At 43.2% G+C, this 13,009-nt stretch carries 14 protein-coding genes and 2 tRNA genes; 5 read left to right on the forward strand and 11 right to left on the reverse strand.

The window, feature by feature from the left end:
- The first annotated feature begins 33 nt into the window (after nucleotides 1–33).
- Nucleotides 34–1,419, forward strand: a complete 1,386-nt coding sequence (locus tag HYN49_RS01900) for an exonuclease domain-containing protein (protein ID WP_108902539.1) — start codon at nucleotides 34–36, stop codon at nucleotides 1,417–1,419.
- Nucleotides 1,420–1,479: 60 nt separating this feature from the next.
- On the opposite strand, the gene HYN49_RS01905 is transcribed toward HYN49_RS01900, so the two are convergent.
- Nucleotides 1,480–1,561: transfer RNA gene (locus tag HYN49_RS01905), tRNA-Leu, on the reverse strand.
- A 111-nt stretch (nucleotides 1,562–1,672) separates the two neighbouring features.
- On the opposite strand from HYN49_RS01905, the gene HYN49_RS01910 reads away from it, so the two are divergent.
- Both HYN49_RS01910 and HYN49_RS01915 read left to right on the forward strand, forming a co-directional pair.
- Nucleotides 1,673–3,061 carry a dipeptidase gene (locus HYN49_RS01910; RefSeq protein WP_108902540.1) on the forward strand — a complete coding sequence of 463 codons (1,389 nt, stop codon included), beginning with the start codon at nucleotides 1,673–1,675 and terminating at the stop codon, nucleotides 3,059–3,061.
- 196 nt (nucleotides 3,062–3,257) lie between these two features.
- Nucleotides 3,258–4,358, forward strand: coding sequence for a DUF4407 domain-containing protein (locus HYN49_RS01915; protein ID WP_108902541.1), 1,101 nt, complete (start codon nucleotides 3,258–3,260; stop codon nucleotides 4,356–4,358).
- A gap of 98 nt (nucleotides 4,359–4,456) precedes the next feature.
- On the opposite strand, the gene HYN49_RS01920 is transcribed toward HYN49_RS01915, so the two are convergent.
- The 5 genes from HYN49_RS01920 to ruvC form a co-directional block, all read right to left on the reverse strand.
- Complete coding sequence (locus HYN49_RS01920) at nucleotides 4,457–5,188, reverse strand: PH domain-containing protein (protein ID WP_108902542.1); 732 nt, start codon at nucleotides 5,186–5,188, stop codon at nucleotides 4,457–4,459.
- A 73-nt stretch (nucleotides 5,189–5,261) separates the two neighbouring features.
- On the reverse strand, nucleotides 5,262–5,633 hold the full coding sequence (locus HYN49_RS01925; RefSeq protein WP_108902543.1) for an MmcQ/YjbR family DNA-binding protein: 372 nt from the start codon (nucleotides 5,631–5,633) through the stop codon (nucleotides 5,262–5,264).
- Nucleotides 5,634–5,639: 6 nt separating this feature from the next.
- Nucleotides 5,640–6,419, reverse strand: a complete 780-nt coding sequence (locus HYN49_RS01930) for a cyclase family protein (protein WP_108902544.1) — start codon at nucleotides 6,417–6,419, stop codon at nucleotides 5,640–5,642.
- The gene (hemW, locus tag HYN49_RS01935) at nucleotides 6,416–7,552 is read right to left on the reverse strand and encodes a radical SAM family heme chaperone HemW (protein WP_108904914.1); all 1,137 of its coding nucleotides are present in this window, start codon (nucleotides 7,550–7,552) and stop codon (nucleotides 6,416–6,418) included. Before hemW ends, HYN49_RS01930 begins: the two co-directional genes overlap by 4 nt.
- A 51-nt stretch (nucleotides 7,553–7,603) precedes the next feature.
- Complete coding sequence (ruvC, locus tag HYN49_RS01940) at nucleotides 7,604–8,158, reverse strand: crossover junction endodeoxyribonuclease RuvC (RefSeq protein WP_108902545.1); 555 nt, start codon at nucleotides 8,156–8,158, stop codon at nucleotides 7,604–7,606.
- A 23-nt stretch (nucleotides 8,159–8,181) separates the two neighbouring features.
- On the opposite strand from ruvC, the gene HYN49_RS01945 reads away from it, so the two are divergent.
- Both HYN49_RS01945 and HYN49_RS01950 read left to right on the forward strand, forming a co-directional pair.
- Nucleotides 8,182–9,120, forward strand: a complete 939-nt coding sequence (locus HYN49_RS01945) for a lysylphosphatidylglycerol synthase domain-containing protein (RefSeq protein WP_108902546.1) — start codon at nucleotides 8,182–8,184, stop codon at nucleotides 9,118–9,120.
- Complete coding sequence (locus tag HYN49_RS01950; protein WP_108902547.1) at nucleotides 9,117–10,199, forward strand: glycosyltransferase family 2 protein; 1,083 nt, start codon at nucleotides 9,117–9,119, stop codon at nucleotides 10,197–10,199. The genes HYN49_RS01945 and HYN49_RS01950 overlap by 4 nt, the downstream gene beginning before the upstream one ends.
- A gap of 95 nt (nucleotides 10,200–10,294) precedes the next feature.
- On the opposite strand, the gene HYN49_RS01955 is transcribed toward HYN49_RS01950, so the two are convergent.
- From HYN49_RS01955 to trxA, 5 genes are all read right to left on the reverse strand, one after another.
- Nucleotides 10,295–10,771 (reverse strand): hypothetical protein, encoded by a 477-nt coding sequence (locus HYN49_RS01955; protein ID WP_108902548.1) that lies wholly within the window; start codon nucleotides 10,769–10,771, stop codon nucleotides 10,295–10,297.
- Nucleotides 10,772–10,773: 2 nt separating this feature from the next.
- Entirely contained in the window at nucleotides 10,774–11,133 is a 360-nt protein-coding gene (locus HYN49_RS01960; RefSeq protein ID WP_146185031.1) for a hypothetical protein, read from the reverse strand.
- Nucleotides 11,134–11,340: 207 nt separating this feature from the next.
- Nucleotides 11,341–11,414, reverse strand: a tRNA-Asp gene (locus tag HYN49_RS01965).
- 86 nt (nucleotides 11,415–11,500) lie between these two features.
- Nucleotides 11,501–12,439: a DUF58 domain-containing protein gene (locus HYN49_RS01970; RefSeq protein ID WP_108902550.1), complete on the reverse strand. Its 939-nt coding sequence runs from the start codon at nucleotides 12,437–12,439 to the stop codon at nucleotides 11,501–11,503.
- A gap of 140 nt (nucleotides 12,440–12,579) precedes the next feature.
- Nucleotides 12,580–12,897: a thioredoxin gene (trxA, locus tag HYN49_RS01975; RefSeq protein WP_108902551.1), complete on the reverse strand. Its 318-nt coding sequence runs from the start codon at nucleotides 12,895–12,897 to the stop codon at nucleotides 12,580–12,582.
- Nucleotides 12,898–13,009: the final 112 nt, after the last annotated feature.

Consider the following 13,009-nt stretch of genomic DNA (forward strand, 5'->3'; position numbering starts at 1 on the left):
GAATAACCACTCTCTTTTCACGTAATCTTCCCTATGAAAGCGACCCAGTACGCCATTACCGATATTGAAACCACCGGCGGCAATGCCAGCGGCAGCCGTATTACGGAAATTGCGATCATCATCCATGATGGCACAAAAATCATTGAGCGATGGGAAACACTGGTGAATCCGGAGCAGGAGATTCCGCTGCCTATTTTCGCTTTAACAGGCATCAACAATGATATGGTGCGTCACGCCCCGATTTTTGATGACATTGCCGAAAAAGTCATGGAACTGCTTTCAGGACGTATTTTCGTAGCGCATAATGTCAACTTCGATTATTCATTTATACGGCACCAGCTCGAACAGTCCGGCTTTAAATGGACGGCGAAAAAACTCTGTACCGTTCGCGCTGCGCGCAAGATCAAGCCGGGGCTGGCTTCTTATAGTTTAGGGAACTTATGCCGTGCTTTAGGCATCAACATCGAAAACCGGCACCGCGCCGGCGGTGATGCTGATGCGACCGCCATATTGTTTTCACGCCTGCTCGAGTGGGACACGGAAGCCGAAATTGAAAAGATGCTGAAGAAAGCCTCACAAGACCAGCGCCTGCCACCGAACGTCCCGCATGAAGATTTTGAGCAGCTGCCGGAAAAACCAGGCGTATATTATTTTTATAACGCAGAGAAAAAAGTCGTTTACGTAGGCAAAGCGGTGAACCTGAAAAAACGCGTCGCATCTCATTTCAGTGGACATAAGGTGACGCCGCAGCGACAGCATTTCCTGAGGGACATCCATAGCATTTCATTTGAAACCTGCGCTACCGAACTCATGGCACTGCTTCTGGAATGCACTGAAATCCGCAAATTATGGCCCATTTACAATAAAGCGCTGAAACGTTTTGAAGGGAAATATGGATTGTATGAATACGAAGCCCGCAACGGCTACCGCTATCTTGCAGTCGGAAAACTCCACAAGCAGCAGTCGTGCATCCGGATGTTTTATAATGAATATGATGGCATCTACCTGTTGCTGGATCTTGCGGCGCGATTCAATATCAGCCACAGGTTTTGCATCTTTGGAAAACCTGCCGAGGGGGAAATCATATATCAACCAAACCTAGCCAGTTTACCTTCTGTCGAAGACCATAACCAACGCGTGACAGAAGCCATAAATTCACTTTCAAAAGACAGGCCTAGTTTTGCCATCCTTGACAAAGGCAGGCATCCTGACGAACGCAGCTGCATCTGGGTGGAAAATGGGGATTTTTACGGAATGGGATATGTCGGTTCGGATGTTGGGTTTAAGCAACCATCCGAAATCCGGGAGTATGTGACGCAGTATAAAAGCAACCAGTATCTGATGCAGTTGGTGAATGCCTTTGTCAAGAAATATCCGGGAAAAGTAGTGACACAATCGCCTTTAGCAGCCACTTTTTAGCATAGTTCAGCGTAAATCTGGAAATAAAAAAAGCCTCTCAGATGTGGGAGGCTTTTTTTGTGCGGATAATAGGACTCGAACCTACACACCTTGCGGCACCAGATCCTAAGTCTGGCGTGTCTACCAATTTCACCATATCCGCGAAATTGTGAGTGCAAATATAAGGATAACTTCTAATTATCAAAGAAATTTCTCCAAAAAAACTTTACAGTCTTTTTTTGTATTTTTGGCTGACTAAATAACCAAAACCATTATGGACAATATAAAATCTTATGTGCAGCAGCACAAAGACCGCTTTATCAACGAGTTAATTGAATTATTGAAGATTCCATCCGTAAGTGCGGACAGTGCCTACTCACAGGATGTGATTGATACGTCGGAAGCCGTAAAGGCAAGCCTTGAAAAGGCAGGATGCGACTACGTTGAAATTTGTGACACCCCGGGTTATCCCATCGTTTATGGCGAAAAGATCATCGATAAAAACCTGCCTACAGTATTAGTGTACGGCCATTATGACGTGCAGCCGCCGGATCCTTTGGACTTGTGGACTTCACCCCCATTCGAACCGGTTATCAAAAAAACGGACATCCATCCTGAAGGAGCCATATTTGCACGCGGTGCCTGTGATGATAAGGGACAAATGTATATGCATGTAAAGGCTTTGGAGTATATGGTGCAGTCCAGCACATTGCCATGCAACGTAAAATTTATGATTGAAGGCGAAGAAGAAGTGGGTTCGAAAAGCCTCGGCTGGTTTGTCGAGAAGAATCATGAAAAATTGAAATGCGATGTCATACTGATTTCAGATACCGGCATGATTTCAAACCAACAGCCCTCGATCACGACCGGTCTGCGTGGCTTAAGCTATGTAGAAGTGGAAGTGACCGGCCCGAACCGCGACCTGCATTCGGGATTGTATGGCGGGACCGTGGCAAACCCGATCAACGTACTGGCGAAGATGATTGCATCATTGCATGACGAAGACAACCACATCACGATTCCGGGATTCTATGATAATGTAGAGGAACTGACTGCCGAAGAACGTGCCGAGATGGCCAAAGCGCCTTTCAACCTTGACAATTATAAAAAAGCACTGGACCTGAATGACATTTACGGTGAAAAAGGTTATGTCACCAATGAGCGCAACTCCATACGCCCGACACTGGACGTAAATGGCATCTGGGGAGGCTATACCGGTGAAGGTGCCAAAACGGTGATTGCCAGTAAGGCTTACGCCAAAATTTCGATGCGGCTTGTGCCACACCAAGACTGGGAGGAAATCACGGAACTGTTTACAAAGCATTTCGAAAGCATTGCCCCGTCAGGAGTTACGGTAAAAGTAAAACCGCACCACGGCGGCCAGGGTTATGTAACCCCGATTGACAGTATCGGATACCAGGCTGCGGCCAAAGCTTACGAAGAAAGTTTCGGTGTAAAACCTATCCCTGTCCGTTCAGGAGGCAGCATCCCGATTGTGGCATTGTTCGAGAAAGAACTCAAAAGCAAGACCATCATGATGGGATTCGGACTGGACAGCGATGCGATACACTCCCCGAATGAGCATTTCGGGATTTTCAATTATCTGAAGGGTATTGAGACGATTCCGTTGTTTTATAAACATTTTGTGGAATTGTCGAAATAGCGAAGCGTAAAACTCATTTCAATTTTTCCCGACTTGCATCCATCAATTTAACGGATGCCCAACCTATACAAAAATCCGTCTTCTACTGGACGGATTTTATATTTCCCTGCAACCCAACTCATAAAAAATCAGCCTCTTAAGACTATATATTGCTTTTTGGCGTTACCTTTGCAGGAATCATCATCAATCAATCATTATGTTACAACAATTCTTCCTCCTTTGTTCCGGAGCGGATAAAAACCTCATCGCCGGTTGCTCCGAAGGCGAAAAAACCAAATTTGCAGGCATTGGCGCCACTGTGTTCTTTACTGCAGTGATGGCTTTTATTGCGGGCTCTTACGCATTATACACTGTTTTCGATAACATTTATCCCGCTATTGCTTTTGGATTTGTTTGGGGCTTATTGATTTTCAACCTTGACCGTTTCATTGTTTCCACCATCCGGAAAAGGGAACGTTTCGGGAGTGAGTTCCTTCAGGCTTTACCCAGGATCGTGTTGGCCGTCATCATTGCCATCGTTATTTCAAAACCTTTGGAAATCAAAATATTCGAAAAGGAAATCGACACGGTTTTGCTGAAGGAAAAAAATGCAATGGAACTCAGCAACAAAAAGGACATCGCAAATTATTTCAAATCGGATTTGGACAAAAATAAAACCGAAGTGAGCACACTGAAGTCGGAGATTACTGCAAAAGAGCAGGAAGTCAACACCCTTTACAACACCTACATCACTGAAGCGGAGGGTACGAAAGGCACGATGAAAATCGGGAAAGGGCCTGTGTTTAAAGAGAAAATCGCCAAGCATGATCTGGCACGAAAAGAACTAGACACCTTACGCAAAAAGAACCTGGCGCTCATTGCCGAAAAAGAGGCAAAGACAAAAACATTACAGGCCGACCTTGATAAAAAAGTCACGCAGACACAACCCATCATCGAAGGTTTTGACGGATTGATGGCGCGCATCAATGCTTTGGACAAACTGCCCTGGTTGCCCTCGTTTTTTATCATGTTGCTGTTCCTCGCTATAGAAACCGCGCCGATCATCGCCAAATTATTATCCCCAAAAGGCGAATATGATTTTAAACTGGAAGACCTGGAAACTGCATTAAAGGCTACTTTATCTCAGGACAAATACCAGCGCGAATTGCTTGTAAAAACCAGCGCTTCGATGCACGATAAAGTGTATGCCGACATTGCCGAAGACAAATCATTATACAGCCTGCAACGGAAGAAAGCAACAGAATTGCTGGAGCTACAGGCGAATAATTTCGTAGAAAAGCAACGCAAAACTTTGTAGTCAAAAGCAGCAAGAAATATTCAGAACCTATAAAAAAAATCCGGAGCATGTACTGTTCCGGATTTTTTATTTTCACTTGTGACTTCGACTCCGATTGATCACATGTAACCCAAAATCTCTTTCTTCAGGTTATCATATTCTCCTTGCATGATCAGTCCGTTATCAAGGAGTTTCTTGTAATTCTGCAGTTTTACGAACAATTCATCACTCGACATTTCGTTAAGCGGGCGCTCTTTGTTGGTTTCGGCGTGTACGTTCGCCGGTTGGCTGGTGGAAGCGAACTCAGGCTGGGCAATCGGCATAATCTCTGCAAAATCAGTTACTTCTTCTACTTCAGCTTCTTCGATTACTTCCGGTTCAGCAGCCGGAATTTCGGCAACCCTGATTTCATCCTCGATTTTCGGTTCTTCAAAAGGGACTGCAACAGGAATGCCATTTTTCAGGATATCAAGCTGTTCTTTTGAATACGTATACAATTTCCAGGCCTGTGTTTTCGGAATATAATCAATCGAAATCGCCAATTCTGTTTTGGTGGTGAATGAAAATTCCGAACCCAGAATATTTTCCTTTACGAAAACGCTTTCCACATCATCCCAGGTATAATCGGTAAAATCCATTGACAGGCCCAGATTCTTAGGGCGGCATAAGATTAACCTTTTATTTGTAGCAACGATACTGTCCGGGAATACGGTGATTGCAGGTTTTTTTTGTACACCTATATACCCCACGTCTTCACCTTTCATCAGCAGGTCATTGAGTTTGTTTGTGATTTTTTCTATCGCTTTCGGATCCTGCTCTTCATTCAGGAATTTCTTGATGCTGTCTTTCATTTTTTAGTGCGTGAGTGCCTGTAGCTGAGTGCCTGAGACTCTGTTATCGGCAAATTTGTTTGCAAAAATAATGCTATTTCTCTAATCCGCCGATTTCCGACTGTAGTTTTTTCGTCAGGCTTTTGAAAACCAGCGCATAGGAATGGTCTATGAGTTCGCGCAACATTTTATCAGGAACGCCCTGATTGACGCTTATGGTGTTCCAATGCACTTTACTCATGTGGTAACCCGGCTTGATGTCGTCATATTCGGCGCGCAATTCGGCGCTTCGTTCCGGATCACACTTCAGGTTTACTGAAGGGTTTCCTTTTTCCCATGCTGAAAGCGATGCCAGGGCAAACATCTTCCCTCCTACTTTAAAAACCAGCGTATCCTCATCAAACGGAAAATGCTCGGTGACCGCAGGTTTTGAAAGGCAGTATTCGAAATATTGCTGGATGTTCATTAATTATTAAAATTCAGTATTTATAATTTTATAAAGAACCGGTTTTGAAGGTGTTGCATCATTTTCGAACGATGCGATCTGAAGGTTTAGCAGATAGATTCCGTCCGGGATTTCATCAGGAACGAAAATCAATTCGGTGATGGAACAATCCAGTCTCGCATCGGCATTGAGCGTATTGACATCGTTGACATTCCAAAACGCTTTATGTGCCAGTAATTTCCCTTCATCATGTTCCTTATCCACGCTCGGCAAATCGATAAGCAAATGTCTTATACCGCTTTCGCGGACGAAAATCGCTGCATCCTCATGTAAATACGGCGGATTGGTATTGGAATATTTCCTTGATTTTTTAGCTATCTCATTGGGTAGGGTACGGATGACAATCGCTTCGGGAGCTTCTTCGCTGAGCCGTTGCCTGATTTGCTCTTTGGTAATCACCAAATCATCACCTACGGCTTCAGGCTGCACTGAAATCACTTCGGCCAAAAAGAAAAACGCCTTGAGGTTTTGGTTGATGCTGTAAAAATCCTTTGTAATATGACCAAGACATTCCGTATGCGTTCCATGCCCATGCGGATTGAAGAAAATATTGTTGAAGTTAGTCGAAGAACTGCCTTCAGCCACCTTCCCAACCCAGTCTCCAAAACGGACCGGTTCAATCTCCGGTTTTTCAATGTACCAGGCAATCGGGTTGGAATCGGTATTGCTTAAAGGGATTGAAATGTCGAGTGGTTTTGACAAATCAACGGAAAAAGAATATTTAAGGTGTTGGATGGTTGTTTTCATTCCTCCAAATTTACCAAAAACAAATCACTCGCAATTCCATCGGTGAGGAACTTTCCTTTTGCAGTGGTTTTCAGGATATCGTTTTCAATTGCCAGCAGGCCGTCCCCGATGTATTTAGCTGATTCTTTTTCTAAATAATCAAGATATTGCTGACCAAACTGACTTTTTATTTTATCCAAAGAAACGCCCCATATGGTACGCAGCCCGGTCATGATGTATTCGTTATAGCGGTCTGTTGCCGACAAAATTTCTGTTTCTGATGGCAATATGTTTTCAGCGATTGACTTGAGGTAAAGCGCATTATTAGCGATATTCCAACTCCGTGAAATGCCATCATAACTGTGTGCCGACGGCCCAATACCCAAATATTTCTTTCCAAGCCAATACGCAGAATTATTCCTTGAGAAATAATTTTCCCTGGCAAAATTCGACAATTCATAATGGATAAATCCCTGTTCGTGAAGCTTCTGCGTAAGAATTACAAAATGTTCCTGCGCGGTTTCATCTTTCGGTGCGGCTATTTTACCGGTGGCAATTAATTTCTTTAAGGCAGTTTTCGGTTCTACGGTCAATGCGTAACTTGAAATATGCGGCACCCCGAATGACAACGCAGTTTCTACATTCTGCTTCCATTTATCATTGCTCATCCCCGGAATGCCATAAATCAGGTCGATGGAGATATTGTCAAAATATTTTACGGCATCCTCCAGGCATCTTTTGGCTTCGTCCGCATGGTGCGCGCGGTTCATCATCTTTAAATCATCTTCAAAAAAAGATTGTATGCCGATGCTCAGGCGGTTGACTTTTGTCGCTGCAAGATTACTGATATATTCCAGGCTTAAATCATCGGGATTGGCTTCGATCGTAATTTCCGGATTTTGATCTATATTGAAATTTTCATAAACCGTGCCAATCAGAAACTCAAGATCTGCAATATTTAAAACCGAAGGCGTACCACCGCCGAAATAGATGGTTTCTACGACATCGTTCCCCAATTCATTTTTACGCAGTGTGATTTCTTTAGCCAAAGCCGAAACCATCGCTTCCTTGTTTTTCATTGAAGTTGAAAAATGGAAGTCGCAATAGTGACAAGCCTGTTTGCAAAACGGAATGTGGATGTAGATTCCTGACATATTGATTTTCAGTTTGAGTTGCATTTACTGCCAACTGCGACTGTGAACTGTTTACTTTTTGACTCGCTCCTCATTCTGCTTCACAAAAGCATCCCAACCCGAATAACTTTTGCCCGCAACCACTTTCCCGGAATTGAAGAAATGGCATACGGCTGCCGCCAATCCATCAGTCGAATCGAGGTTTTTTGGAAGTTCTTTCAGGCCTAACAACTGCTGGAGCATTTTCGCGACCTGTTCCTTTGTAGCATTGCCGTTGCCGGTGATCGCCATTTTTATTTTCTTGGGTTCGTATTCCGTAATAGGAATTTGCCGCGATAAGCCGGCTGCCATTGCTACGCCTTGCGCGCGTCCCAGTTTGAGCATCGATTGTACATTCTTCCCGAAGAAGGGTGCTTCAATCGCAATTTCATCAGGGTGGTGTGTGTCAATGAGTTCGATGGTCCTTTCGAAAATAATCTGGAGCCTTTTATAATGATCATCGAGCTTACTCAATTGCAATTCATTAAGCTGCAGGAATTCCATCTTTTTCCCGGTGATTTTTATCAATCCGAAACCCATGATGGTCGTACCCGGATCGATTCCCAATATGATGCGCTCGTTTGCCAATTTTAATTTGTTATTTTGCGGTAATGGTCGCAATATCTGACAAAGCTAAACAATTCCTGTTTGTTATAATCAAAGTTTTGATTGTAGGCGGTGCATTTTATTTCATATATCAAAAGCTCAGCAACAACCCAAAACTGGATTGGCAAAAGTGCACCGAAGCCATCCATAACAGCCGCGCAATGATCCTGTTCTTAGTAGCGTTGCTCCTCGCCTTCCTGAACCGTTTTTTCGAAATCCTGAAATGGCAAAACCTTGTGGGCACTTTTCAGCGAATTTCGCTGGGCAGTGCGACCAGGCAGGTTTTGGGCGGATTGACAGCCGGAATCTTCACTCCAAACGGCGTTGGGGAATATGCCGGGAAAGCACTTTATTTTGAAAAAACGCTGACCAAAAAAATCCTGTTCCTAAATCTTGTCTGCAATGGGGCGCAGATGATTATTACAGTTGTTTTTGGATTTTTCGGATTGCTGTATTTTAATGTCAGCCATCATGTGATTACGCCCGGGACGGTGATTTTCGTATTTGCAGCGGTCTGCACGGGATTGTTTGCATTATTCATGATGAAACGCTTTTCAATAAAAGGATATTCGCTTGAAAAAGGCATCCATAAGATCAATGCTTTGCCTAAAAACACCCATCGCAGGAATATGGCTTTAGCCGTGGCACGTTACCTGTTTTTTTCACACCAGCAATATATAATGCTACTGTGCTTTGATGTGCATCTGCCTTATTTCCTGATTATGGCCACCATTGCAGCAACTTATTTTCTGGCATCCTGCCTGCCATCATTCCAGTTTTTGGATTTTGCCGTAAAAGGCGGTGTGGCAGTATTGTTCTTCGGGATATTGGGTGTAAACGAATGGATTGTCGTGCTTGTGACCACTTTAATGTGGTTGCTCAATGTGGTCATTCCTGTTATTATCGGGAGTTATTTTGTATTGCGCTTTAAGCAAACGACATGATAGCGGTTTATGTCATTTTAATGTTGTATTGTGCCATGATTTTTTCATTGGTCTACGGATTTTCAAGAGTGAAGCCCTTTGTTTTTGAAAAGGTTTCCCAAAAAACAAAATTTTCTATTGTTGTCCCTTTCCGCAATGAAAAGGAAAATCTTCCTGCACTTTTGGAAAGCTTATCAACATTGGATTATCCTGAAGATTTATATGAAGTGATTTTAATTGATGATGATTCTGAAGATGGTTTCAGCCCCAAAGTTCCAGGTTTCAGGGTGGTTCAGAATATCAGGGTTTCTGCTTCGCCAAAAAAGGACGCGATACTGACAGCCATTGCCATAGCAAAGCACGAATGGATAGTCACTACTGACGCGGATTGCATTGTTCCTCAAAAATGGCTGGCAACGATCGATGCGTTTGTTCAAAAACATTCCTGCGAGATGGTTGCCGGAGCGGTTACTTACAATCTTAATGGTGCTTTTTTGCAGCATTTCCAGCAATCTGACCTCGCAGCCTTGCAGGGCGTGACGATGGGCTGTTTCGGATTGGGAAAGCCGTTTATGTGCAACGGCGCAAATTTTGCTTACACCAGAGATATCTTTACAAAATTAGAAGGTTTCAATGGAAATGATAAACACGCGGGCGGAGATGATGTCTTTTTATTGCAAAAAGCTATTGCTGCCTTTCCTGAAAAAGTCGGTTACCTGAAATCTGCATTCCATATTGTGGCTACAAAACCTGTGGAAACATTCAGTGGATTGTTTTACCAACGGGTACGCTGGGCTTCTAAAACCGCTTCCTACCAAAGTGTTTTTGGGAAATTAATTGGTATTCTCGCACTTTTGGGAAATATGGCATGGATTGCAGGATTGGTTTTACTCTTGATGGATTTAAATCAACCCTTACTATTAACTTTGCTGTTGCTGAAATGGCTCTCGGATGGATGGCTGATTACCAAAACCAATCAATTTCTGGGGAACCGGACGCGCTATTACCTTCTGTCGGCAATCTCCTATCCGTTCTTCAGCACGGTGGTGGCGCTGTATTCCTTAATCGGTAAATATGAATGGAAGGGAAGGCATTTTTGAAAGGGATGCCCTAGCCCGGATGGAAGCGGCATCCTTTTTATTTTTCCTTTAAAAATAAAAAGATAGAGCGGACAGCCGGATTGGCTCCGGAAAAATCAATGCATGACATTTAAAATCACAGGCAGGACAAACTGGGTTTTTACCGGCAACCCGCGTTTCAGGGCAGGACTGACTTTCGGGAAATCGATCAGTTTCATTTGAATGATGCTGTCCATAACGGCTTTGTCGTAGACCGTTTTTTCTGGAAATTGCGGCTCAAATTGCAGGGTGGCATCACGCGAAACGGTCACCTTCACATTAATGGTGTCCAACTGGGCATAGCGCACGGTAAGTGTATCGGTGCTGAGGCGGTCCTGGATTTCGGCTGCCATAAAATCGATGAAGCATTGTGCTCGCTCGGGTTCCGTGGCCATACTATCGCAGGCAGGCACTGAAGGCATTTCGTCTACTTCATTCCAGTTTATCGAATCGAGCTGTTGCTTTAGCAGCCCCTCTTTTGACGGTACTTCACGCTGAAAATACTGGCAGGAAACCAGCAGCAGGCAGGCGACAAAAGGCATAATTTTTCTCAACTTTAATCTTTTTTTGGGCGTGAAGCCATATAATCGCTGTACATGCGCGCAAGCCATTCATTTTTGGTCTTTTGCGCAACTTCTTTTTCTTTCTTATACAGCAGTCCATATTTTTCTGAGTAGATGGCGATTTTTACGGTGTAGGTATAATATTCTTCTTTGGTCAGCGTAGGTGATTCTTCAGACTGTTTTTCGAAAAACGCCATCATCAGGTCGTCAAAATCTTTGCGGTCGTAACTGCGGACTTCGTTTTTATATTTTTTATAAAGCCTGTCTTTAACATCAAAATCCGGATCTTTGGGATCCTGCGCTGAGGCAAAAGCGAAAAAAAAGAAAGCAAAAAGGGCGAGGATTTTTTTCATAGTCAATGATTTGAATTCAAATGTAATGAAAAAGGATTTATAGTCGGAAGTCATATAAATCAAAAAAGCCCTCCAAGTAAATGGAAAGCTTTTCATTGGTCTAACTACTAAACCTTTGGCACTTTCGTGCCTAAACAACACAACTAATCTTAGATGCTTTCTTTGGGCAAAAAAGCCTTTCATGATGAAAGGCTTTCCCCAATTTAGCGGTCTGGACGGGACTCGAACCCGCGACCCCATGCGTGACAGGCATGTATTCTAACCAACTGAACTACCAAACCTGCGCTTAATTGCGAGTGCAAATATACTATACAATTTCATTTCTGCAAGCATTTTTCAAAAAAAATTCAATGCTTTTTATAATGTATTACCCAAAACTTTGTTTTTCAACTAAATATGTCGTTAGTATTTTCTCAAAACTTTCACCAACACTTACCGGAACATACTTGATTTTATTCTGGATACAGGTTTCGGCGAGTTTCTTAAAATAAGCCTGGACCTGCTTTTCATATTGCTGTTTGATGTTGTCGGCAAAAATATTCACATCCTCGCCGGTTTCCATGTCAATGAATTTGCGCGGCGCATTGTCATAATCGAAATTGAGTTCGGTTTTGTTGTCTATGACGTGAAACAATACGACTTTGTGCTTGTTATGCTTTAAATGCTGTAACGCGTTGAACAATGCTTCTTCTCCGCGACCATCGGGACCGGACTGGAACATATCGGTGAAAATGACAATCATCGAACGGCGGTGCATCTTCTCGGCAATCTGGTGAAGGTATGTCGTTGTATCGGTATTCCTGGATTCCTTGCTTGTTTCCAAAAGGTTTTCCAATTTATTGAGCAACATGCGGTGGTGGCGTTCGCTACCTTTCTCAGGTGCATAATATTCGTACTGATCTGAATACACGCTCAATCCTACCGCATCGCGTTGTTTCTTCAGCAAATTCATCAACACGGCGGAAGCCAGCACCGCAAAACCGATCTTGCTTTCGTAAAACGGCTGGCCATCCTTCAGTTCCGGGTAATGCATCGACGACGAATTATCGATGATCAGGTGGCAGCGCAGGTTGGTTTCTTCTTCGAAACGCTTGGTGTAAAGCCGGTCTGTTTTGGCAAACAATTTCCAATCAATGTGTTTGGTGCTTTCGCCTGAATTGTAGACCTTATGCTCCGCAAATTCAGCTGAAAAACCATGAAACGGACTCTTGTGCATTCCCGAAATAAATCCTTCTACAACCTGATTTGCCAGCAATTCCAAATGCTGGAAACTCGATATTTTTTCTAACTGTGATTCAATCTTCATATTAACTTCGTCAATTCACCTTTTTTAAAGGCGCGTATCAAATGTATTAAAAGATGGAAAGATTAAAAATTAAAAGGACACAAATTTATGCCAATAAAAAAGCCCCGGAAAATCGGGGCTCTCGTTTGTATCTGAATGAATTAAAGCAGCGCGTTGAGTGAATCTGCGTAAGTCTGCTTTGGCGCAACACCTACCTGGCGGCCTACTACTTCTCCTTTATGGAAAACCAAAACCGTTGGGATATTCCTTACACCATACTTGGCGGCAAATTCCTGGTTGGCATCTACGTCCACTTTTCCTACGACGGCCTTTCCATCATATTCTGATGCGATCTCATCGATTACAGGACCTACCATACGACATGGACCACACCATGCTGCCCAAAAATCGACCATTACCGGTTTGTCTGATTTCAAAACTACTTCATCAAAAGTAGCATCTGTTATTGCTAATGCCATAATATTTTAATTATTAAGTTGATTTCTGACGACAAAATTAGGCATTATATGCATAGTATCAGTTGTATTAAAATCAGTTTTGGTTATGAAATTATATTCAGAATTGATTCGG

The sequence above is a fragment of the Flavobacterium pallidum genome (genome assembly GCF_003097535.1).
Classification (GTDB): domain Bacteria; phylum Bacteroidota; class Bacteroidia; order Flavobacteriales; family Flavobacteriaceae; genus Flavobacterium; species Flavobacterium pallidum.

What these genes read in the sequence shown, in the direction of transcription:
- HYN49_RS01900 (WP_108902539.1), top strand. Translation starts at nt 34, where the DNA reads ATGAAAGCGACCCAGTACGCCATTACCGATATTGAAACCACCGGCGGC.
- HYN49_RS01910 (WP_108902540.1), top strand. Translation starts at nt 1,673, where the DNA reads ATGGACAATATAAAATCTTATGTGCAGCAGCACAAAGACCGCTTTATC.
- HYN49_RS01915 (WP_108902541.1), top strand. Translation starts at nt 3,258, where the DNA reads ATGTTACAACAATTCTTCCTCCTTTGTTCCGGAGCGGATAAAAACCTC.
- HYN49_RS01920 (WP_108902542.1), bottom strand. Translation starts at nt 5,188, where the DNA reads ATGAAAGACAGCATCAAGAAATTCCTGAATGAAGAGCAGGATCCGAAA.
- HYN49_RS01925 (WP_108902543.1), bottom strand. Translation starts at nt 5,633, where the DNA reads ATGAACATCCAGCAATATTTCGAATACTGCCTTTCAAAACCTGCGGTC.
- HYN49_RS01930 (WP_108902544.1), bottom strand. Translation starts at nt 6,419, where the DNA reads ATGAAAACAACCATCCAACACCTTAAATATTCTTTTTCCGTTGATTTG.
- hemW (WP_108904914.1), bottom strand. Translation starts at nt 7,552, where the DNA reads ATGTCAGGAATCTACATCCACATTCCGTTTTGCAAACAGGCTTGTCAC.
- HYN49_RS01945 (WP_108902546.1), top strand. Translation starts at nt 8,182, where the DNA reads ATGGTCGCAATATCTGACAAAGCTAAACAATTCCTGTTTGTTATAATC.
- HYN49_RS01950 (WP_108902547.1), top strand. Translation starts at nt 9,117, where the DNA reads ATGATAGCGGTTTATGTCATTTTAATGTTGTATTGTGCCATGATTTTT.
- HYN49_RS01960 (WP_146185031.1), bottom strand. Translation starts at nt 11,133, where the DNA reads ATGAAAAAAATCCTCGCCCTTTTTGCTTTCTTTTTTTTCGCTTTTGCC.
- HYN49_RS01970 (WP_108902550.1), bottom strand. Translation starts at nt 12,439, where the DNA reads ATGAAGATTGAATCACAGTTAGAAAAAATATCGAGTTTCCAGCATTTG.
- trxA (WP_108902551.1), bottom strand. Translation starts at nt 12,897, where the DNA reads ATGGCATTAGCAATAACAGATGCTACTTTTGATGAAGTAGTTTTGAAA.